This is a genomic window from Haloferax sp. Atlit-6N (assembly GCF_003383195.1).
Lineage (GTDB): Archaea > Halobacteriota > Halobacteria > Halobacteriales > Haloferacaceae > Haloferax > Haloferax gibbonsii.
This window is the reverse complement of sequence record NZ_QEQJ01000001.1, coordinates 964555-984808: the sequence shown is the minus strand read 5'-3', so window position 1 is coordinate 984808 and position 20254 is coordinate 964555. Positions and strand designations below refer to the sequence as shown.

Genomic DNA, 20254 nt, shown 5'->3' with positions numbered 1-20254 from the left:
GGACCACGCCCCCGTATGCCCCTCGACTCCTCTTCCATCGGACCCCTCTCCGAAACCGTCGCCGCGGCGCTCCCGGACGCGCTCGGCGACCGCCTCGCCGACGCGACCGGCGTTCGGGTCGCACCCCGCGATTCTCCCGACGAGTGTGGCTGTGTGACCGCGTTCTCGACGCCCGCCGACCGCCCCGACGACGACAGCGTGACGCTCGCGGTCGACGCCGGGGACTGCCCGCACCGCGGGTCGCTCTCGACCGCGTCCGCCTGTCGAGCGACGGTCGTGGGCGCGCTCGAAACCCGCGACGCCGACCGGCTCGTCGTCCGCGCCGACGGACTGGAGCGCCGGTACGACGACGCCGCGACCGGCCTGCTCGTCGCCGCCGGCCGGTTCGCGGAGCGCGTCCGCTTCCGCGACGACCGCCTCGCCGACCGCGCCCGCGAAGACCCGCTCGGGGCCGCCCACGAGGCGACGGGTCGCGCGGGGCCGGTCCGCCGCGCGGCCATCGAGACCGGACTCGCAGCGGGTGCGTCTCGAAGCGCCGACTACGGCGACGCGCTCCGGGCGGTCGTCGGCCCGACGCTCGCGCGCTCCCGAGTCGACCCCCGTCCCCCGGCCGACGGGCGACTCGTCGGAGCGACCGACCTCGACACCGGCGCGGTCGCCCGCCGGTACGAGAGCGCTCGCGGCCCCGTTTACCACCTCACGCCGCCCGAATCGGCGCTCGACCAGCGCGCGGCGCGGACTCTCGAAGCCGCCCACGACAGACTCGCCAGCGGTGCCGTCGACGCCGGCCCGCGCGCACCGGGCCGCGCCGTCAGACTCGTCGCCGACCCGGACGACCCGGTCGAGACGCTCGCGGCGATACTGGCGAAGCACACCGCGGGCCACGGCGTCCTCGACGACCTGTTTTCCGACCCCGCGGTCACGGACGTGTACGTCTCGACGCCCGCCGACGAGAACCCGATTCGCGTCGTCGCCGACGGCGTCTCGATGCCGACGAACGTCCGCCTCGCCCCCGGCGGGGCGGAGTCGCTCGCCTCCCGCCTGCGTCGCGTGAGCGGCGCGTCGTTCTCCCGCGCCGACCCGACGCTCGACACCGTGGTCGAGGCCGGCGGCGCGACCGTTCGGGTCGCGGGCGTGACCGCGCCCGCTAGCGACGGCCTCGGCTTCGCGTTCCGCCGCCACGACGAGACGCCGCTGACGCTCCCCGCGCTCGTCGCCAACGGGACGCTCTCGGCCGAGGCCGCGGCGCTCTGCTCGCTCGCGGTCGAACGCGGTGCCTCGGTCCTCGTCGCCGGGTCGCGCGGGGCCGGCAAGACGACGTTCCTCGGCTCGCTCCTGTGGGAACTCCCGCGCGACGTTCGTACGGTGCTCATCGAGGACACGCCGGAGCTTCCGGCGTCGAACCTGCTGGACGCCGACCGCGACGTGCAGACGCTCCGAACCGACACGACCGGCGGCCCCGAACCGACGCCGCAGGAGGCGCTTCACGCGGCGCTCCGGTTGGGTGACGGCGCGCTCGCCCTCGGCGAAGTCCGGGGGGAGGAGGCCGCCGTCCTCTACGAGGCGATGCGCGTCGGGGCGAACGCCAACGCGGTCCTCGGAACGATTCACGGCGACGGGGCCGCCGACGTGCGCGAGCGCGTCGTCTCCGACCTCGGCGTCCCGGCGTCGTCGTTCGCCGCGACCGACCTCGTCGTCACCTGCGAGCGCGCGAACGCTCACCGGGTCGCACGCGTCGAGGAGGTCCGGCCCGTCGGCGACGACGCGACGTTCGAGACGCTGTTCGAACACGACGGACGCACCCTCGAACCGACGGGGTCGGTCGCGCGCGGCGACAGCCTCGCGGTCGAGTCCGTGGCCCGTCCCGACGAGTCGTACGCGGACGTACTCGACGCGCTCGACGCTCGCGCTGCGCGTCTCGAATCGCTGGCTGACACGGGACGAACGACGCCGGACGACATCGCCGCGGCCCGCGCGGAGCGTGGTTCGGGATGCTGAGTCCGGACACGGCCACGAGCACGGGAGCGGGAGCGGACTCCGCTTCGACTCGGATACTTCACTCGGCCGCGACGACGCTCGCGCGGCTCTCGCCCGACTCAATCGACGCCGAGCCGAGCGACGACCTTCGTCGGTCGCTCGCGTTTCTCGGCTCGAATCTCGCCCCCGAGACGGTCGTCGCCGCGGGCTACGGCTCGTCGCTTCCCGCCGGGCTACTCGGCGGACTGGTCGCCCATCTCGCTCGACTCCCGACCGTCACGGTCGTCTTCGTCGCGCTCGCGGCCGCGCTCGGTGCGGCCCACGCGATTCACACGCTCCCGGTCTGGCTGGCGACGCTCCGCCGGACGCGGGCGCTCGGGAACGCGCCGGAACTCGTCGGCCGTATCGCGCTCCGGATGCGCATCGAGCCTTCGGTCGAGCGGGCCAGCGCGTTCGCCGCGCACGGCGGCGACGACCCGCTTTCGGCCTCGCTCGCCGCACACGTCGACCGCGCCCGCGGGACGCCGACGGCGGGGCTCTCCGAGTTCGCCGACGCCTGGCGCACGTGGTTCCCGGCGCTCGACCGCTCGACCGCGCTCCTGCAGACCGCCGCCGACGTTCCCGCCGGCGAGCGCGACCGGGCGCTCGACCGGGCCCACGAGGTCGTCAGCGAGGGGACCCGCGACCGCCTCGCCGACTTCGTCGGCTCCGTCCGCGGGCCGGTGACGGCGGTCTACGCCTTCGGCGTCCTGCTCCCGCTCGCGCTGGTCGGCGCGCTCCCGGCCGCCCGCGTCGCCGGCGTCGGCGTCACCGCCGGGCACGTCGCCTTCGTCTACGACGTGGCGCTTCCCGCCTGTCTCCTCGCCGCGGTCGGATGGGTGCTCGTTCGGCGGCCGGTCGCGTTCGCGCCGCTCTCGGTCGACGCGTCTCACCCCGCGGTCGACGACCACCGCGCTCTCGGCGTCGCCGGTGGCGCAGTCGCCGGAATCACCGGCTTCGTCGCCGCCGACGCGCTCGTCGCGCCGTGGCTCGCGCCGCTCGCCGCCGTCGGCATCGGAACCGGAACCGCGCTGTTCGTCGCGGCCCGCCCGGTCGTGGCGCTCAGAGCCCGCGTCCGCGCGGTCGAAGACGGCCTCTCCGACGCGCTCTACCTCGTCGGTCGCGCCGTCGGCGAGGGCGAGGCCGTCGAATCCGCGCTCGCCCGCGCGGCCACCTCGGTCCCAGGCGAAACCGGCGACCTGCTCGAAGAGGCCGTCGGCGTCCAGCGTCGCCTCCGCGTGGGCGTCGTCGAGTCGTTCCGCGGCGAGTACGGCGTCCTCGAATCGACGCCGAGCCCCCGCGTCGCGGGCGTGGCGACGCTCCTCGGCCTCGCCGCCAGCGAGGGTCGACCCGCCGGTCGCGCAATCGTCTCGATGGCCGACCAACTCTCGGCGCTCTCCCGACTCGACGCCGAGGCCCGCCGCGAACTCGCCTCGGTCACGGAGACGCTGTCGAACACGGCCGCCGTCTTCGGGCCGCTCGTCGCCGGTGCGACCGTCGCGCTCGCCGACGGGATGGCCCCCGCGAAGACGCTCGACCAGACGGCCGTCGCGACGCCGCTTTCGACCGCCGACCTCGGGCTGGCCGTCGGCGCGTACGTCCTCCTCTCGGCGGTCATCCTGACGACGCTCTCGGTCGGCGTCGAACACGGTCTCGACCGTCACCTCGTGGCCTCCCGCGTCGGCCGCGCGCTCGTCTCGGCGACGACGACGTTCGCAGTCGCGTTCGCCGCCGCGGGGACGCTCGTCTGAGTCGCGGTCCTCGGGACGCTCGTCACCGGTTCCGTTTCCGTCGCCGTCCCGTGCTGAGGTTTATATACCCGGACGGGACCACCCCGGTCTATGCTCGACGCACCGCTCGATACGCTCTACACGTGGGCCGCACTCTCGGTGGCCGCGACCGTCCTCGTCGGGACGGTCGCCGGCCTCCCGACGGCGCCCGCGCCCGACGCCTCGGGAGTCGCCGACGCCGTCGACGCCGTGGCCGTCGCCGAGTACGACGCGACCGCCGAACACGAACTCGACGCCGACGCCGTCCGCATCGGCTCGCACCGAATCGGCCTCCGCAACGACGGCGGCGCGGCGCACGCCGCGTTCGCCTTCGGCCCGGTGACGCCGGCGACCCCCGACTCCCGGCTCGGGTCGGTCGCCGCCGGCGCGTCCCCGAGCGCCGTCTTCGACTCGCCCGCCGCGTTCGCCGCCGCGGCCGAGACCGCACGCGACCGGAACGCCTCGTGGCGGCCCGCCAGCGAACCGCTCGTCGTCCGCCACGTCACCTGGGAGGGAACCGATGTCACCGTCGTCTCGGCGTAGGGCGCAGACCTCGCCGGTCGCCGCGCTGACCGCGCTGTTCGTCGTCTGCGCGGCCATCTCGGGCTACGCGACGGTCCTCGACGACTCGCTACCGACGACCGACCGCGACCTCGCGCCGGCGACGCTGTCGAACGTCGAGTCCGCCCTCGCCGACGACTCCGGCGTGGTCGTCAGCTCCCGGCTCTCGGACGCGCTCGACGCCTGTCCGGACGGGTTTTCCTGCCGCGTCGTCGTCGCGGTCGACGGCGACCGCCGCGCCGTCGGCCCCGCCGCGCCTACCGACGCCGACGCCGATTCGACTCGGGTCAGCGTTCGCGTCGAACCCGGTCGCGTCGGCTTCGGGACGCTCCGCGTCGAGGTGTGGCGATGACCGACCTCGTCTTCGACGTGACCGTCTGCTTGCTGCTCGTGACCGCGAGCATCGGTCTCGTCGTCACCGCGGACGCCGGCGCAGACACCGGAGTCGGCCGTGACACCGCCGCTATCGACGCCGACGGGGTCGCCTCGTCGCTGGCGACGAGCACCGCGACGGTCACCTACTCGCTCGCCCCCGGCGTCGAGGCCGCGGACCCGTCGCTCCTCGATGCCGGCGGCGTCGACGCCCGCGAACTCGACCGAACCGCGCACGGCAGCCTCGCCGGCCTCCTCGCCCGCGCGACACTCGGGGCGGTGACCGTCGACGGCGTTCGCCTGACCAGCGCCCGCGACGACTTCCGGTCCCGGGCCGCCGCCCGCGTCGCGTCCGAACTCCCGACTCGCGGCGTCTCCGTCGCCGTCGCGTGGACGCCGTTCCCCGGTGCGCCGGTCCGCGCGACCGACGCCCTCGGACCCGAACCGCCGTCCTCGGAAACGGTTCACTCCGCGACGCTCGACGTGCCGAGCGGGTTCCCCGCGGCGCGCGAAGACGCTGTCGCCGCCAGCGACGACGGCTTCGACGCCGTCGCTCGCGTCACTGCGAACCGGACCGTCGCCGGGCTGTTCCCGCCCGCGCTCGCCCGCCTCGCGCTCCGCGGCGACGAGCCGGTTTCGACGCTGATGACCCACCGGTACGAACGAGCCGGCGCGCTGGTGAACGCCTCCGTCGCGCCCGAAGTCGCCCGCGAGGAGACCCGCGCCGCCAACGCCGACCTCGCGGCCGCGCTGGCTCCGCGCTTCGCCGACGCGATGCGCGCCCGGTACGACACCCCGCGCGCCGCCGCCGAAGCGGTCTCCGTCGGACGCGTCACTGTCGTCGTCAGGACGTGGTCGGCGTGAGGCTCGCCGACGACGACCGCGGTCGGGTGCCCTTCGCCCTGCTCGGCGTGTTACTCCTCGTCGGGAGCGCGACGTTCTCCGGCGCGCTCTCGGCTCACGACCCCGTTGCCGACCGCCGCGTCGACGACGCGATGGACCGCGCGACCGCACAGGCCGACGCCGCCGTCCGCGCGGCGGTCGGAGACGCGGCGCGCGAGGCCGCGGCGAACCCCGTCACCTCGCCCGCGAACACGACCGTCGGGCGACTGCTCTCCGAGGAGCGAACCTTCCGCGACTATCTCAGGCTCCGCATCGCGCTGGCCGCGACGGAGCGGCTTCGAGCCGTCTCCGTCGCCCGCGGCGACGTGAACGCGACCGCGACCCTGCCGCGACCGACGAACGAGTCGGCCCTCCGCGACGCGATGGACCGCGTCTCGATTTCGGGCCGCGAGAACGGGACCGTCCTCGTCGCGACCGTCGAGAACGTCTCGGTCGAGGTCGCTCGCGGCGGTCGCACGGTCGCCGCCGAGTCCGTCACCGCGACGGTCGGCGTCCGGACGCCCGTCCTCGCGCTCCACGACCGAACCGAGGCCTTCGAGCGCCGCCTCGACGCGAACGCGCTGGACGGCGGCACGCTCGACGCGACGGTGACGACCGCGCTGTGGGCCTCGGCGTGGTCCCGCGGCTGGAGCCAGTACGCCGGCGCGCCCGTGGACAACGTCGTCTCGAACGACCACGCGGCGCTGGCGACGAACGCCGGCGTCCTGCTCGCCGAACAGCAGGCGTTCGGAACCACCGACGCCGATGCTCGCGGGGCGACCGGGCGCGCCGCCGTCCACGCCGGTGCCCGGAGCCTGCTCTCGCAGACCGGCGTTCCGGCCGCGCCCGAACTGGCGAACGCGCTTCCCGCACCGAACCCATCCGCCGAGTCGGTCGCGAACGAGATTCCGACGAACCGGACCATCGACGCCTCCGTCGGCTCTGCGGCCGACCACGCGCTGGTCGGTCTCGTCGACGGCCACGGCGACGCGCCCGCCTCCGACGACGTGGTCGCGGACGCCCATCGCGCCACCGTCGCAATCGAATCCGACGCGACCGTCGTCGCCCACAGCGACGGCCCGCCGGTCGACCTCGGAACCGAGTGGGAACTCGTCGACACCGCGACCGAGACGGCGTCATCGGTCGAGACGGTGGCGACGCGAACGCCGGCGCTCGAAGCCGATACCGTCGTCGTCGACGCCGGCTCCCGCATCGTGACGACGAGCGAGACGACCACTCGGACGTGGCGTCGGGGCAACGAGACGTTCCACACCGAAGAAACGACGGAGACGAGGACGCGCGTCGACCTCGCGGCCGTCGTCGACCCGGCCGCCGTGTCCGCCCCGGAACGACCTCTCGACCCGGCGGTCGAACCCGGCGGCGCGCTCGACGGCGAGAACTTCGCCGCGGCCGCGGACGCGGCCGAAGACGCGGTTGCGACCCGCGGCGGCTTCGATGACCTCGCCCGCGACGTCGCCGACGGCGACGCGCCCGCCCGACAGCAGACGACCGCACCGATGGCTCCCGGCCTCGACCGCTGGATTCGCTCCGACCTCGTCGCGCTCGCCGACCGCGTCAAAAACCGCAGTGTGACGGTGTCGGCTCGGCGGGTCGCCGCGGGCGAGGTGAACCCCGCCGCGGAACTCGCCGCCGGACTCCGCGCCGACCGTCCCGAACTCGTCGGTGTCCCGGCCGCCTACGACGGCGTCTCCGACCGGGCGCGAGTCGCGGTTCGCGCCGCGTACCTCGACCGCGTGCTGGCGGCGCTCGACCGCCGGGCGAACCGGACCGCGGCGGCGACCGGCGCGGCCGACGACGCGAGTACGGACGCGAACCTCGGGTCGCTCTCGGAGGCGGTCCGCGCCGAGGAGGTCGCTCGCGCGACGCTCGGCGAGACGCGAGCGGACGGCGCGAACGGAACCGGCAACGAAACCGGCGTCCGATTCGTCCCCGACGCGGACCCGATGTACCTCTCGCTCGGCGGCCTCTCGGGGTCCGCGATGCCGACCGTCTCCCGCGGCGGCACCTACCACCCGCTCGTCGCCCGCAACACCAACCTGTTCACGCTCCCCTACGGCGACGCCGCCGACACCGTCCTCGAACCGGTGTTCGGCGCGAACCGCCGCGTCCCGCTCCGCGTCGCGGCCCGCGCTCTCCTCGCCGCCGACTCAACGCTCGCGGCGACGAACGGCACGAACGAGACGCTCGCCGACCGGCGCGACAGGCTCGAAATCGCGGTCGACCGGTCGACGGTTCCCGCCGAAGAGGCCGCCGAGGACGCGCTCCGCGCGCACACCGGCCGCTCGGTGACGGAGCGCCAGCGGATTCTGGAGCGCGCGCTCGGCGAGTGGGACGACCCGGCCCACCGGGCGCTGGCGGTGACGAACGGCTCCGCGGCCCGCGCAATCGCCGTCGAGGCCGCCGGCACGGGAACCGTCGAGGCCGACCTTCTCGAACGCCGCCTCGACGAGGCGTTCCGAACTGTCCGCCGGGACCGCTCGACGACGGTCCCACAGCGGCTCACGAACCGGACCGTCGAGACGACGCGGACCGCCCGTCAGCAGGCCGTCGCCGACACGGCGACCGACGCGGCGATGAGCGCCACCGAGAAGGCGGTCACCGACCGCGTGAACGACACGCTCGATTCCCGCTTCGACACGTCGTTCAAGCGCGTCCCCGCCGGGATGCCGGTCGCGCCCGTCCCGGGGTACTGGTACGCGACGGTCAACGTCTGGGACGTGGAAGTCGCCGGCGAGTTCGCGCAGTTCCGCGTCCACGCCCGCGGCGACGCCGAATCCCTCACGTACGCCCGCGACGGCTCGACCGTCGCTCTCGACTGGGACGGCGACGGCATCGCGGAGACGGTCGGCCACGGCGACCGCGTCACGTTCGACGTTGAGACGACAATCGTCGTCGCGGTGCCCCCGTCGGGCGTCGGCGTCGGCGACATCGACGGCGACGCGGACGAGCGCTCTGAGGGCTGGGCAGGCGGACCGGGATGCACCGTCGCGGGCGACTGCCATGCGGACGGGTAGCCGCCAATACGACCCGAGTGGCAACCGTTTTGCCGCCGGAACGCCGAATCGCGGTGTATGTTGCACGACGCCGCCGCGGAGCCCGGAACCCTCTCGGCAGACGAGTTGCGAGCCGCCTACGAGGACGAGATTCGCCGCGCAGTCGACGCCGCCGGGTCGGAGACGGCCGCCGAGGCCGCCGGCGTCTCGGAAGCCGCACTCTCGAACGGCGTGTTGGACCTCACGCTCGAACAGGCCGCCGCGGTCCTCGAACTCGCCGACGGCAACCCCGACGCCGACGCCATCGTCTGGGAGTTCCGCGACCACCTCCTCATGGGCATGACGAGCGGCATCCTCGACGTCGACACGCTCGCGGCCGAGGTCGACCTCGACCTCTCCGGACAGGAGATTCAACAGGCAATCGAGGGGCGCACGGCCGCCACGCTGAACGAACTGGCCGCCATCCACCACGTCATCGCCGTCCGAAACGAACGATGAGAGTCGCCATCCTCGGCTGCGGCTACGTCGGCCTCGAACTCGCACGCACGCTCGTCGCCGACGACCACGACGTGTGGGGCGTCCGCCGCTCCGACGACGGCCTCGCCGCCGTCGAAGCGACCGGCGCGGAAGCGGTCCGCGCCGACGTGACTGACGCCGACTCGCTGGCGTCGGTCCCCGACGTGGACCACGTCGTCTTCGCCGCGAGTTCCGGCGGCCGCGGGGCCGACGCCGCCCGGACCGTCTTCGTCGAGGGTCTCCGAACGGCAATCGACCAGTTCGCCGCCCGCGACTCGCCGCCAGAGCGCCTCGTCTACACGTCGAGCACGGGGGTCTACGGCGACCACGGCGGCGACTTCGTCGACGAGTCGACGCCGCTCGACCCGACGACCGACAAGACGCGCGTCCTCGCGGAGGCCGAGCGCGTCGCCCGCGAGCACGCCGCCGAGCGTGGAATCGAGGGAACGGTCACCCGGTTCGCCGGGCTCTACGGCCCCGACCGCTACCGGCTCGAACGCTACCTGAACGGCCCGGTCACCGCGGGCTACCTCAACATGGTCCACCGGGACGACGCCGCGGGCGTCGTCGCGTACCTCCTCGAAACCGACCGCGCCCGCGACGACACCGTCCTCGTCGTCGACGACGAACCCGTCTCGAAACACGAGTTCGCCGACTGGCTGGCCGACGAGTGCGGCGTGCCGCGTCCGGAGAAGCGCACGAAGGAAGAACGCCTCGACGTCGGCGACCTCTCGGAGGCCGCCCGTCGCCGCATCCTGACGAGCAAGCGCTGTTCGAACGACCGCCTCCGCGACCTCGGCTATTCGTTCGCGTATCCGACGTATCGCGAGGGTTACCGGGCGGCAATCGACGCCTACCGGGCCGGCGACGACTGAGCGTATTCGGGGGGCGACAGGTTCGAATCCCCGAAATTCTGTCACTCAGGACAACTCGATTAGGGGGAATATTCATACGGTAGGCCCCGGTCGTGTTGTGTATGTTCGGTCCGGTGGGGCAGTTCGACACGGGTGCTATCTTCGAGTCTATCGACTCGTTCGTGCGCGCGCACCCCGAAATCGCGGCGGCGCTCGTCGTCGCGCTCGGTGCCCTCTCGCTCGTCGTCTACGCCGCGATTCGCTTCAAGCGGCCGATGGGCACGCGCTTCGCCGAGGCGCTGGAGGACGTCGACGAGGTCGCCGTCCTCATGCACCCGAACCCGGACCCCGACGCCATGGCCGCGGCGATCGGCGTGGCCTGTCTCGCAGAACAGGTCGGTACCACACCGACCATCCAGTTCGCCGGCCAGATTCGACATCAGGAAAATCGCGCGTTTCGCACCGTTCTCGACCTCGACTTAGACCCTATCGACCACGTGAGCGACCTCGCCGCCGAGGCGGTCGTCCTCGTCGACCACAACGCGCCTCGCGGCTTCGCGGGGGCAGAGGGCGTTCTCCCCTACGCCGTCGTCGACCACCACCCCGGCGACGGGACCGGCGAGGTGTTCACCGACGTGCGCACCGACTACGGCGCGTGTTCGAGCATCATCGCCGAGTACTTCCGCGACGTGGGCGCGAAGCCCGTCCCGCCGGACATGCACGCCAGCGAGGTGAACGCCTCGTACACCGTCCCCTCGCAGGTCGCGACGGGCCTCGTCTACGGGATTCTCACGGACACCAAACACCTCACGGCGGGCTGTTCGGCCGCCGACTTCGACGCCGCCGGCTTCCTCTTTCCCGGCGTCAACGAGGACCACCTCGACCGCATCGCCAATCCCGAGGTCTCCCGCGAGGTGCTGGAGGCGAAGGCGCGGGCCATCGCCGGCCGCGACGTGCGCGGTCCCTTCGCCGTCGCCGACATCGGCACCATCTCGAACGTCGACGCCATCCCGCAGGCGGCCGACGAACTCATCCAACTCGAGGGCGTCACCGCGGCGGTCGTCTGCGGCGAGCGCGAGAGCAACGTCTACCTCTCGGGTCGCTCCCGCGACGACCGGGTTCACATGGGTCGGACGCTGGAGGCCGCCCTCGACCACTACCGCGGGGCGAGCGCCGGCGGCCACGCCCGGATGGGCGGCGGCCAGATAATCCGCCCCGACGCCGTCACCGACGGCGGCAACGGCGAGTCCATCGCCCGCGACGAACTCATCGAACACGTGTTCGAGGCGCTGTCGGGCGATATCTGACTCGCAGGCGGCCGCCTCCGAACCCGGACCGGTGGCCCTTAACCGTCGGCAGCCGTAGCCCCGCCCATGGCTACAGGACGGGCGACGTGGGCCTACCGCGACCGGTTCGGTGACAGTTTCGGCCGCACCTTCTACCGCCGGTTCGGCCCCGGCGTCGTCTCCAGTATCGGCATCGGGACCTACCTCGGCGAGCCGACCGACGCGGTCGACGACCGCTACCGCGAGTCGCTCGTCTCCGCGCTCGAACACGGCGTCAACCTCGTCGACACGGCGTCGAACTACCGTCACGGCCGCGCCGAGCGGGTCGTCGGCGACGCGGTCCGCGGGGCCGACGTCGACCGCGACGCCGTCGTCGTCGCCTCGAAGGCCGGGTTCGTCCCCTTCGACCGCGAGCGCCCCGACGACCCCGGCGCGTACGTCCGCGAGACGGTCCTCGACGCGGGCCTCGCCGACCCGGACGAACTCGCCCACGGCAGCCACACCATCGCACCCGCCTTCGTCGACGAGATGGTCGACCGGTCGCTCGACCTGACCGGACTGGACCACGTCGACTGCTACTACCTGCACAACCCCGAGACGCAACTGGCCGTCGCCGACCGCGAGACGGTGTACGACCGAATCGAGGCCGCCTTCGAGGTGCTCGAACGCCGGGTCGCCGCCGCCGACATCGGTCGCTACGGCGTCGCCACGTGGGAGGCGCTCCGGGTCGCGCCCGACCACGACGCGTACCTGTCGCTCCCCGAACTCGTCCGTCGGGCCGAGCGCGCGGCCGACACCGTCGGCAACGACGAGCACTCGCTCGAAGCGATTCAGCTCCCGTTCAACGTCGTGATGGCCGACGCGTTCACCGTCGAGGCCCACGACACCGACGCGGGCGAGGCGATGAGCGCGCTCTGGTACGCCCACGAGCACGGCCTGCACGCCTTCACGAGCGCCAGCCTCGCGCAGGGCGACCTCGCGACGGAGATTCCGGCGTCGGTGAACTCGGTGCTCGCCGGTGACACGGCGGCCCAGCGGGCGCTCAACTTCTCGCGGAGCGCGCCCGGCGTGACCGCGGCGCTCGTCGGCGCGTCGTCGGTAGCACACGTCGCGGAGAACATCGCGGCCGGCACGTTCGACCCCCTCGGGGCGCGGACGTTCGATTCGGTGTTCGAGTGAGCGGCCGCCGGTTCCCGTCGGGCGTCCGCTGTCGGTCGGTTCGTCTTATCTGAGTTCTTTCCACTCCCGCCCGCAGTCGGCGCAGATGCGGAGGGAAAACACCTCGTCCGGGTCGTTTTTCTTCTTCAGCGACTCGCCGCACTCGGAACAGGTCAGTCGTCCGTAGGTATCCTTCTCCAACTCCCCGTCTCGAAGCCCCTTCCGCGTTGTCTTCATAGGTGTCCGTTTGTGCAACGAACATAAAAACCCGACGACGAACCCCCGTTTTCGCCCGCACGACGCGCCGACGACCCCGCTCAGTCGAAAGTGTTGTGACCCCGCGGCGCGCGGTTCCGTCCGTGTCACGTGGCCGCCTCTTCGGAACGCTCTGCGGGATGGTGCTGCTCGTCAACCTCGCGCGGGTCGTCTTCGCACCCCTTCTCGGGGAGTTCATCACGTTCTTCGCGGTCGACCGCGCCACCGTCGGCATCGTCGCCACCCTCGTCTGGCTCGGGAGCGCCGTCCTCCGCGTGCCCACCGGCTGGCTGCTCACCCGCGTTCCGAGACACCGCGTGGTGCTCGGGACCGGCGTCGTCCTCGTCGTCGCCTCGGGCGTGACCGCCAGCGCGACCACCGTCGAGACGCTGATGGTCGGCGCGGTCTCGATGGGGCTCGCCTCGGGGGCGTACTTCGTCGCCGCCAACCCGCTCGTGAGCGAGCTGTTCCCCGACCGCGTCGGCCGCGCGATGGGCATCCACGGCACCGCCAGCCAGCTCGCGGCCGTCGGCGTCGCCCCCTTCGTCACGCTCGTCCTCGCGGTCGGTCCCGACCTCGTCCCCCGGCTCCCGTTCGTCTCCGCGGCGTGGCAACTCGTCTTCGTCTGCGTCGGCCTCGCGGCCGCCGTCGTGACCCTCGCGCTCTTTTTCACGGCCCGCTCGACCGACCTCCCCGACGCGGGCGCGGCCGACCGCGACCTCCTCGGCGCGGCCCGGAGCGAGTGGCGCGTCATCCTCACCGGCATCGTCATCCTCGGCTTCACCGGCTTCGTCTGGCAGGGCCTGTTCAACTTCTACGAGCTGTACATGGTGTCGAAGGGACTGCCGGCGACGACGGCGCGCAACATGCTGACGGTCATCTTCGGCGCGGGCGTGCCGGCGTTCTTCCTCTCGGGGCGGCTCGCCGACAAGCTGCCGCGCATCCCGTACATCCTCGGCGTGCTCGTCTCCTTCGTCGTCTCGGTGTTCGTCCTGACCGTGACGACGAGCCTCGTCGGCCTCCTCGTCGTCACCGCGGTCGTCGGCTACGTCATCCACAGCCTCTTTCCGGCGCTCGACGCCTACCTGCTCGACACGCTGCCCGACGAGAGCCGCGGGAGCGCCTACTCGGTGTACTCGTTCGGCATGATGATATTCCAGGCCAGCGGGTCGGGCGTGGTCGGCACCCTGACCGACTTCGGCTACGCGTTCGACGAGGTGTTCTTCTGGTTCTCGGTCGGGCTGGCGGTCGTCGTCACGGGCCTCATCGCCTTCCAACGCGCCGGACGCATCCCGAACTGACCCTCCGGACCGCCCGGCCGCTCCCGGAGCGAAGCCGGCAGCCGGCTCGGCTCTCGCCGCACTTTTGCTCGCCCGGTCCCTCGACCGACACGATGGAGTACGTACAAGAGCGGGTCACGACGCTCCACGACCTCTCCGGGTCGGTCCCCGACGCCCCGACCGACCGCGCCGCCGTGGTCGTGCCGATGACGGAGCGCGAGTACGCCGGCCTCGCCGCCGAGCGGGTGCTCTCGACGCTGGAGTCGCTCTCGCCGGCGCGGGTCGTCGTCCCCCTCCGCGCGCCCGCCGACCGGGTGGCCCCGTTCGCCGACTGGCTCGACGAGTACGACCTGCCGCTCGACGTGCTGTGGTGCGACGGCCCCCGGGTCGCCGACCTCCTCGACTCCCACGGCCTCGACGGCGAGCGGGGCAAGGGCCGCGACGTGTGGCTCGCGCTCGGCTGCGCCGCCCGCGAGGAGTACGTCGTCGTCCACGACGCGGACACGAAGACCTACGACGAGCGCTACGTCCCGCGGCTCCTGTTTCCGCTCGCTCACGGCCACGACTTCTCGAAGGGCTACTACGCCCGCGTCGAGGAGGGGCGGCTCTACGGCCGGCTGTTCAGGCTGTTTTACGCCCCGCTCGTCCGGGCGCTCGAGGACGAGACTGACGCGCCCATCGTCCGGTATCTCGACTCGTTCCGGTACGCCCTCGCGGGGGAGTTCGCTGCCACCTCGGACCTCGCGTTGCGGATGCGGTCGCCGCGGAAGTGGGGCCTCGAAGTCGGCACCCTCGGCGACGCCTTCGCCCGCGCCGGCTTCGACCGGAGCGCGCAGGTCGACCTCGGCGAGTACGAACACGACCACCGCTCCGTGAGCGGGCCGACCGGCCTCTCGGACATGAGCGAGTCGGTCGGGCGGACGCTCCTCCGGGCCGTCGTGGAACACGGCGGAAGCGTCGAGTTCGACACGCTCGCGGAGCGCTACCGCGAGGCCGGGAACAGACTGGTCGAGCAGTACGCGGCCGACGCCGCGTTCAACGGGTTCGACTACGACCGGGCGGACGAGCGCGAGCAGGTCGCCACCTACGCCGAGGCCATCTCGAAGCCCGGCGAGGACACGCGGCTCCCGGCGTGGCGGGACACGTCGCTGTCGCCCGACGCGGTGCTCGCGGCCGCGAGCGACGACCTCGACGACGTGCGGGAGGCTGCGGGCCGATGAGCGAGGCGACCTACGACGACCTCGCTGGCGTCGTCGACCTCTTCGGGGCGCTCACCCGCGAGGAACTGGAGACCGCGCTGGACGAACTCGCGTTCAAACAGGGCCGCGAGACCGACGGCGACGCCCTCTCGGACGCGATTTCCGACGCGGTCGACGCCTACTACCTCGTCCCCTACGAGGACGACGAGACGGACGCGGAACTCCTGACGGTCGGGCCGATGGCGTTTCCGACGCTCCCCGACCGGGCGGAGGACCTGCCGCACATCCTCGATTACCCCACTCGCGAGGTGCCGCGGGACGAACTGGCGACGCAGGTCGAAAGCCGTCTCCGCGCGGCGGCCGCGAGCGCGGTGCAGACGGGAGACGACGACGAAATCGCTCGCCTGCTGGACGTGACGTACGACCTCGAAGCGTGGGCCGACACCGACGTCGGGTCGATTCGCGAGCGCCTCGACGCCGCGCTGGACGCGGAGGGGCAGGCCTAAGTCTCGGCATCTCTTTACGAATCGTGACGATGGACCTCGCGGGCGTCACCCGACACGAACCGGTGACCGTCGACGCGGGCCGGCGGGCGGCCGTCATCGCTCCCGTCGTGTTCCGCGACGAGCGGCCGCACATCCTGTTTACCAAGCGCGCCGACCACCTCGGCGAGCATCCGGGCCAGATGAGTTTCCCCGGCGGCGGGCGCGAGCCGAGCGACGCCGACCTGCGGGCGACCGCGCTCCGCGAGTCCAACGAGGAAATCGGGCTCCGGCCCGAGGAGGCGGCCTTTCACGGCCGACTCGACGACATCCTCACCGTGACCGACTACGCCGTCTCCCCGTTCGTCGCCACGGTACCCGACCGCGAGTACGAACCCGACCAGCGCGAGGTGGCCGAAATCGCGGTGCTCGCGGTCGACGCCCTGACCGACCGCACGAACTACGAGTCGGAGCGCCGCGACCACCCGCAGTACGGCGAGATTCGACTCCACTTCTTCCACGTCGACGGCTACACCGTCTGGGGCGCGACCGGGCGGATGCTCGTGCAACTGCTCGAACTCACGACCGACTGGCGCGCCCCCGAGGAGGTCGACCGCGTGGTCGACCCCGACGCCGACTACCCGGTGTAGCGTCCCCGCTCGGCGTCTCGTTCTCCTCGGCGCACTGCCCCCGGCGCGCCCGCTCGCGGTGCCTGAGTCAGTTCCGAAAAACAGCGTCAGCGTGTCGTCGCCCCCGCGACAACTCCCTTTCCGCCCCCCGAGTACCTCCTCAGCCGAGGAGGTACTTGAGCGCGGGGCGCTGGCGGACGAACTCCATCTTCTCGATGATGGCGTCGAGGCCGAGGATACGGCCCGCCGCGAGGGTGCCGACGATGGCGAACATCATCAGCCCGAACAGGTCGCTGTTGACGAGACCGTGGCCCCAGTCGGCGTTCCCGAGGTAGAAGAACACCATCAGGACGCCGCCGAAGAAGGCGGCGAGCCGGACGAGTGCCCCCACGATGAGCCCGAGACCGATGAGGAACTCGCCCCACGGAACCATGATGTTCGTGAGGTCGAGGAGCCACGGAGTCGCGGCGGCCCACGCGAAGAAGCCCTGCAGCGGCGAGGCGGCGGGGGCGTTCGCGAGGTAGCCGCCGGCGTTGAACGCTTCACCGGTTATCTTCCCCCAGCCCGCGTGGAGGAACCAGTAACCGGTGATGAGGCGGGTCAACACGAGCACGTAGCCCGTGACGCCCCGCGAGTAGTCGAAGTCCATCCTGTTCCCCAGCATCTCGATTTGTGCGTTAGCGGCCATCTCGGTTCACCTTACATCTGAATCGTCGGCCGCGAACCCCATATAACGGCGACGCGATTTCCGAATCTATAGAACTGGGAATCACCGAAAACGGGCGTCTGAGACTGTCACGATTCATTTTCGACTACTACTTCGAGTTTAGAATTGCGTCCTGAATACAATCGTGGCAGTACGACGGACGAACCATCGGTATTCCGCCGTGAGACGAGTCGTCACGCGATTCGACGCCGCTCGCCGCCGCTTCGAAACGGGGTATATAAACGTCGTCGGGAGAGCTATCATCGCCGTCACCGACAGGGTTTTGCCCTCCTCCGCGCTATCCGTTCTCACATGGTCGCACAGACGATGGATCGCGTTCCGCGACGGTACTGAAAGTTCTGTGGTGATAGTATGTTGACCGCCGAGCGTGCGGTCTCGAAAGCCGGTCTGGACGCTGTCGCACTCAAGCCCGCCGGGTGCGACGTGCGCGAGGCGCTGTCGGTCCCGCTCGACATCGTGGCTATCGACTACGAGGGCCGCGAGCGACTCCCCGACGAGGACGTGCTTCGCGAACTCGCGGCCGAAAAAGAGATTCGACTGACCACGCCGGTCCGCGCCGACGGCTTCGACCCGCTCGGCGACGACTCGCTGTACGAGTGGCTCCCCGACGGGATTCGGCAGGTGCTCGTGGCCGGCCACGGCGCGTATCTGACCGACGACGAGGCGCGCCGTGCGGTCGCGCCCCGTCTCCGCGCCGCGAGAGAGCGCGCGCCCGACGCGTGGGTCGGCACCGAGGGCATCGAACGAATCGCCCTCGCCGCCGGCGGCACCCAGTACGAACTCCTCTCGCGGTCGACCCGTAGGGACGTTCGGGCGCTCCGGGCCGCCGGCTTCGACGGCGAAATCGCGGTCTACGCCCCGACCGCCCTCACCGACGACGACGACGAGATTCTCGACGCCGTCGGCGCGTACGTCTCTCGCCGTCGCCCCGTCGCTCGCGCGCTCCCCGACGACGCCGCGACCGACGCCTCGGCCGAGGGCCGCGCCCGCGAGGTGCTCCTGAAGGCCTCGCGCGACTACGCGCTCATCGGCTCCGTGGCCGACGTGCGCCGGCGAATCGACGACCTCCGCGACGCCGGCATCGACCTCGTGGTCGGCTACCCGGCCCGCGGCGTCGACGAGTTCGCCGAGTAGTCCGGCGCGCCGCCAGCCGGTCGCCCGCGCTCGTCCCGTCCCTGCACCGAGCACCGGAGGCCTTTTACGCGGCCGCCGGAGAGGACAGGTGACGGCACGGTCGGGTGGCTCCTTTCGGACCCACGTGGTTTCCACGCGGGCCACGGCCGGCCGACCTACCCCGTCTCTCTACACATCCTGAGCGACCGCGCCGCGCGGGTCTCGACCGACGTTACGACCGCGAGCGGCGGCCATTCAAGTCGCTCGCCGACGCAGACGGGGTATGAACGAATCGGCGCGCGTCGCCGTCGTCGGCGCGGGCGCGGTCGGCCTGACGACCGCCTTCGACCTCGCCGAGCGCGGCGCGCGAGTCACGCTGTTCGAACGCGACGCGCCCGGCGGCGGGTCGACGGGCCGCGCCGCCGGCATCTGCTACGACGCCTACGCGGAGGACATCGACGTGGCCGTCGCCGACCGCGCGATGGCCCGGTTTCGGAGCCTCTCGGGCGAGGGCGGGTTCACCTTCCACGAGACGCCCTACGTCTTTCTCGCGCGCGAGGGCGACGACGCGGCGGCCGCGGCCCTCGAAGAGTCGGTCGAGCGAATGCGGGTCCACGACCGCGCGGTGTCGCTCGTCGGAGCCGACGAACTGGCCGACCGGTTCCCGATTCGGACCGACGACGTGCTCCTCGCGGGCGTCGCCGAGAACGCCGGCTGGGCCGACCCGGCGGCCTACACGGACCTGTTCGTCGAGAAGTGCGAGTCCGCGGGCGTCGAGTTCCGCGTCGGCGACGCGGTGTCGCTCCGAACCGACCCGCCGGGCGTCGCCGTCGACGACGTGGTGACCGCCCGCTTCGACGCCGTCGTCGTCGCGGCCGGCGTCCACTCGCGCCGCCTGCTGGCCGACGCCGGCCACCCCATCGCGCTCAAGCCGTACCGGGCGCAGGCGCTCGTCGCCGACTGCGACTACCGCGGACCGACCGTCTACGACGCGACCGACGAGTCGTACCTTCGGCCGCACCCCGGCGGCGTCCTCGCCGGCGACGGCGTCGAACCGGTCGAACCCGACCCCGACGACTGGGACCCGACCGCGGACGACTGGTTCGTCGCCGACGCGCTCGACGCGGTTCGGCACCGGGCGACAGTCGGCGACACGGGGGGGTCAGAACTCGAACTCGACCGCGCGTGGGCCGGCCTCTGCGGGGCGACCCCCGACCGGAACCCGCTCGTCGGCGCGGTCGCCGACGGCGTCTACGTCGCCGCCGGCTGGCACGGCCACGGCTTCATGTGGTCGCCGGCAATCGGTGAGCGACTCGCTGAGGCGGTGCTCGGCGACGGTCGGGCGTCGATACCGGACGCGTTCGACCCTCGGCGCTTCGACGGCGACGAGGAGTTCGCGGTGGTCGAAGGGATGACGCTCGACGGGGAATGAACGAACGGGAAATGAGGGCGGTCGCCGCGTCGCGCCCGAAACGACACTTCAGGCGTCTTGGTCGTCCACGTCGCCGAAGTCGACTTCGTCGTCGGCCTCGGACTCGGTGTCGGTGTCGGCCTCGCCTTCGTCTTCCTCCTCGGTCACGGCGATGTCGCTCGCGCGCTCGTCCTTGGGAATCCGAATCTGGAGCGTGCCGTTCTTGCCGACCGTGGCGGTCCCCTCGGCGGCTTCGACCGACGCGTCGGAGGGGATGGTCGCCTTCCCCGAGAGCGTGAGGCCGCGGCCGGGGAAGCGCATCTCGTAGCCCTCGTGGAAGTCGCGGAAGCGGTCGATGCGAATCTCGACCTCGCCGTCGAGGAAGCGGACCTGCACGTCCTCGGCGCGGGCACCGGGCGCGTCGAAGACGACGAGGTAGGCGTCCTCGGATTCGAGCAGGTCGTGGGCGAGGGGCTTGCGCTCTTGCATCTGGCTGACGCCGCGGCCGACCCGTTCGAGGACGGCGTTCGCCGCCGACTCGCCGAACTTCCGCAGGTCGCTCATAGCTGAATCTCCTCCAGGAAGCGGGACTCGCCGCAGTACGGACAGGAGAAGTCCGCCACCGTCACGTCGTCGGGCATGTCGTAGGTGTAGTGCAGCTCGAACATGTCGAGTTCGCAGTCCTCGTTGGCGCACTTGACTTCGAGGGTCGCGGGCATGGCCGTCAGTT

Annotated in this window: 20 protein-coding genes; 16 read left to right on the top strand and 4 right to left on the bottom strand. The window is 72.1% G+C overall.

The window, feature by feature from the left end; genetic code table 11:
• Positions 1 to 15: 15 nt before the first annotated feature.
• From DEQ92_RS05035 to DEQ92_RS04990, 10 genes are all read left to right on the top strand, one after another.
• Positions 16 to 1998, top strand: a complete 1983-nt coding sequence (locus DEQ92_RS05035) for a type II/IV secretion system ATPase subunit (protein ID WP_115820490.1) — start codon at positions 16 to 18, stop codon at positions 1996 to 1998.
• Positions 1992 to 3767, top strand: coding sequence for a pilus assembly protein (locus DEQ92_RS05030; RefSeq protein WP_115820489.1), 1776 nt, complete (start codon positions 1992 to 1994; stop codon positions 3765 to 3767). Before DEQ92_RS05035 ends, DEQ92_RS05030 begins: the two co-directional genes overlap by 7 nt.
• A gap of 90 nt (positions 3768 to 3857) precedes the next feature.
• Positions 3858 to 4328 carry a hypothetical protein gene (locus DEQ92_RS05025; protein ID WP_115820488.1) on the top strand — a complete coding sequence of 157 codons (471 nt, stop codon included), beginning with the start codon at positions 3858 to 3860 and terminating at the stop codon, positions 4326 to 4328.
• On the top strand, positions 4306 to 4698 hold the full coding sequence (locus tag DEQ92_RS05020) for a hypothetical protein (RefSeq protein WP_050458738.1): 393 nt from the start codon (positions 4306 to 4308) through the stop codon (positions 4696 to 4698). The genes DEQ92_RS05025 and DEQ92_RS05020 overlap by 23 nt, the downstream gene beginning before the upstream one ends.
• Entirely contained in the window at positions 4695 to 5582 is an 888-nt protein-coding gene (locus tag DEQ92_RS05015) for a hypothetical protein (RefSeq protein ID WP_115820487.1), read from the top strand. Before DEQ92_RS05020 ends, DEQ92_RS05015 begins: the two co-directional genes overlap by 4 nt.
• Positions 5570 to 8635, top strand: coding sequence for a hypothetical protein (locus tag DEQ92_RS05010; RefSeq protein WP_115820486.1), 3066 nt, complete (start codon positions 5570 to 5572; stop codon positions 8633 to 8635). Before DEQ92_RS05015 ends, DEQ92_RS05010 begins: the two co-directional genes overlap by 13 nt.
• Positions 8636 to 8692: 57 nt before the next feature.
• Positions 8693 to 9112, top strand: a complete 420-nt coding sequence (locus tag DEQ92_RS05005) for a DUF5791 family protein (RefSeq protein ID WP_004972745.1) — start codon at positions 8693 to 8695, stop codon at positions 9110 to 9112.
• Positions 9109 to 10005 (top strand): SDR family oxidoreductase, encoded by an 897-nt coding sequence (locus DEQ92_RS05000; protein WP_115820485.1) that lies wholly within the window; start codon positions 9109 to 9111, stop codon positions 10003 to 10005. Before DEQ92_RS05005 ends, DEQ92_RS05000 begins: the two co-directional genes overlap by 4 nt.
• Positions 10006 to 10106: 101 nt before the next feature.
• Positions 10107 to 11291, top strand: coding sequence for a bifunctional oligoribonuclease/PAP phosphatase NrnA (locus tag DEQ92_RS04995; RefSeq protein ID WP_004972741.1), 1185 nt, complete (start codon positions 10107 to 10109; stop codon positions 11289 to 11291).
• Positions 11292 to 11357: 66 nt separating this feature from the next.
• Entirely contained in the window at positions 11358 to 12449 is a 1092-nt protein-coding gene (locus tag DEQ92_RS04990) for an aldo/keto reductase (protein ID WP_004972739.1), read from the top strand.
• Positions 12450 to 12494: 45 nt separating this feature from the next.
• On the opposite strand, the gene DEQ92_RS23760 is transcribed toward DEQ92_RS04990, so the two are convergent.
• Positions 12495 to 12665 carry an HVO_0758 family zinc finger protein gene (locus DEQ92_RS23760; RefSeq protein ID WP_004972738.1) on the bottom strand — a complete coding sequence of 57 codons (171 nt, stop codon included), beginning with the start codon at positions 12663 to 12665 and terminating at the stop codon, positions 12495 to 12497.
• Positions 12666 to 12823: 158 nt separating this feature from the next.
• Between DEQ92_RS23760 and DEQ92_RS04985 the strand changes: the two genes are divergently transcribed.
• The 4 genes from DEQ92_RS04985 to DEQ92_RS04970 all read left to right on the top strand — a co-directional run bounded on the left by DEQ92_RS04985 (position 12824) and on the right by DEQ92_RS04970 (position 16294).
• Positions 12824 to 13984 carry an MFS transporter gene (locus tag DEQ92_RS04985; RefSeq protein WP_004972735.1) on the top strand — a complete coding sequence of 387 codons (1161 nt, stop codon included), beginning with the start codon at positions 12824 to 12826 and terminating at the stop codon, positions 13982 to 13984.
• 92 nt (positions 13985 to 14076) lie between these two features.
• Entirely contained in the window at positions 14077 to 15183 is a 1107-nt protein-coding gene (locus DEQ92_RS04980) for a hypothetical protein (protein WP_004972730.1), read from the top strand.
• Positions 15180 to 15668 (top strand): hypothetical protein, encoded by a 489-nt coding sequence (locus DEQ92_RS04975; RefSeq protein WP_004972728.1) that lies wholly within the window; start codon positions 15180 to 15182, stop codon positions 15666 to 15668. The genes DEQ92_RS04980 and DEQ92_RS04975 overlap by 4 nt, the downstream gene beginning before the upstream one ends.
• Positions 15669 to 15697: 29 nt before the next feature.
• Positions 15698 to 16294: a CoA pyrophosphatase gene (locus DEQ92_RS04970; RefSeq protein WP_115820484.1), complete on the top strand. Its 597-nt coding sequence runs from the start codon at positions 15698 to 15700 to the stop codon at positions 16292 to 16294.
• Between the two features lie 139 nt (positions 16295 to 16433).
• Here DEQ92_RS04970 and DEQ92_RS04965 read toward each other — a convergent pair whose 3' ends face one another.
• Positions 16434 to 16922, bottom strand: a complete 489-nt coding sequence (locus DEQ92_RS04965; RefSeq protein WP_004972722.1) for a DoxX family protein — start codon at positions 16920 to 16922, stop codon at positions 16434 to 16436.
• A gap of 429 nt (positions 16923 to 17351) precedes the next feature.
• Here DEQ92_RS04965 and DEQ92_RS04960 point away from each other — a divergent pair, with 429 nt between their 5' ends.
• Both DEQ92_RS04960 and DEQ92_RS04955 read left to right on the top strand, forming a co-directional pair.
• Positions 17352 to 18134, top strand: coding sequence for a luciferase (locus tag DEQ92_RS04960; protein ID WP_115820483.1), 783 nt, complete (start codon positions 17352 to 17354; stop codon positions 18132 to 18134).
• A 262-nt stretch (positions 18135 to 18396) separates the two neighbouring features.
• Positions 18397 to 19545 (top strand): FAD-binding oxidoreductase, encoded by a 1149-nt coding sequence (locus DEQ92_RS04955; protein ID WP_115820482.1) that lies wholly within the window; start codon positions 18397 to 18399, stop codon positions 19543 to 19545.
• Positions 19546 to 19593: 48 nt separating this feature from the next.
• On the opposite strand, the gene DEQ92_RS04950 is transcribed toward DEQ92_RS04955, so the two are convergent.
• Entirely contained in the window at positions 19594 to 20088 is a 495-nt protein-coding gene (locus DEQ92_RS04950) for an Hsp20/alpha crystallin family protein (protein WP_004972716.1), read from the bottom strand.
• A complete protein-coding gene (locus tag DEQ92_RS23755) occupies positions 20085 to 20243 on the bottom strand; it encodes a hypothetical protein (protein ID WP_004972714.1) in 159 nt (52 codons plus the stop codon). The genes DEQ92_RS04950 and DEQ92_RS23755 overlap by 4 nt, the downstream gene beginning before the upstream one ends.
• Between the last annotated feature and the right edge of the window lie 11 nt (positions 20244 to 20254).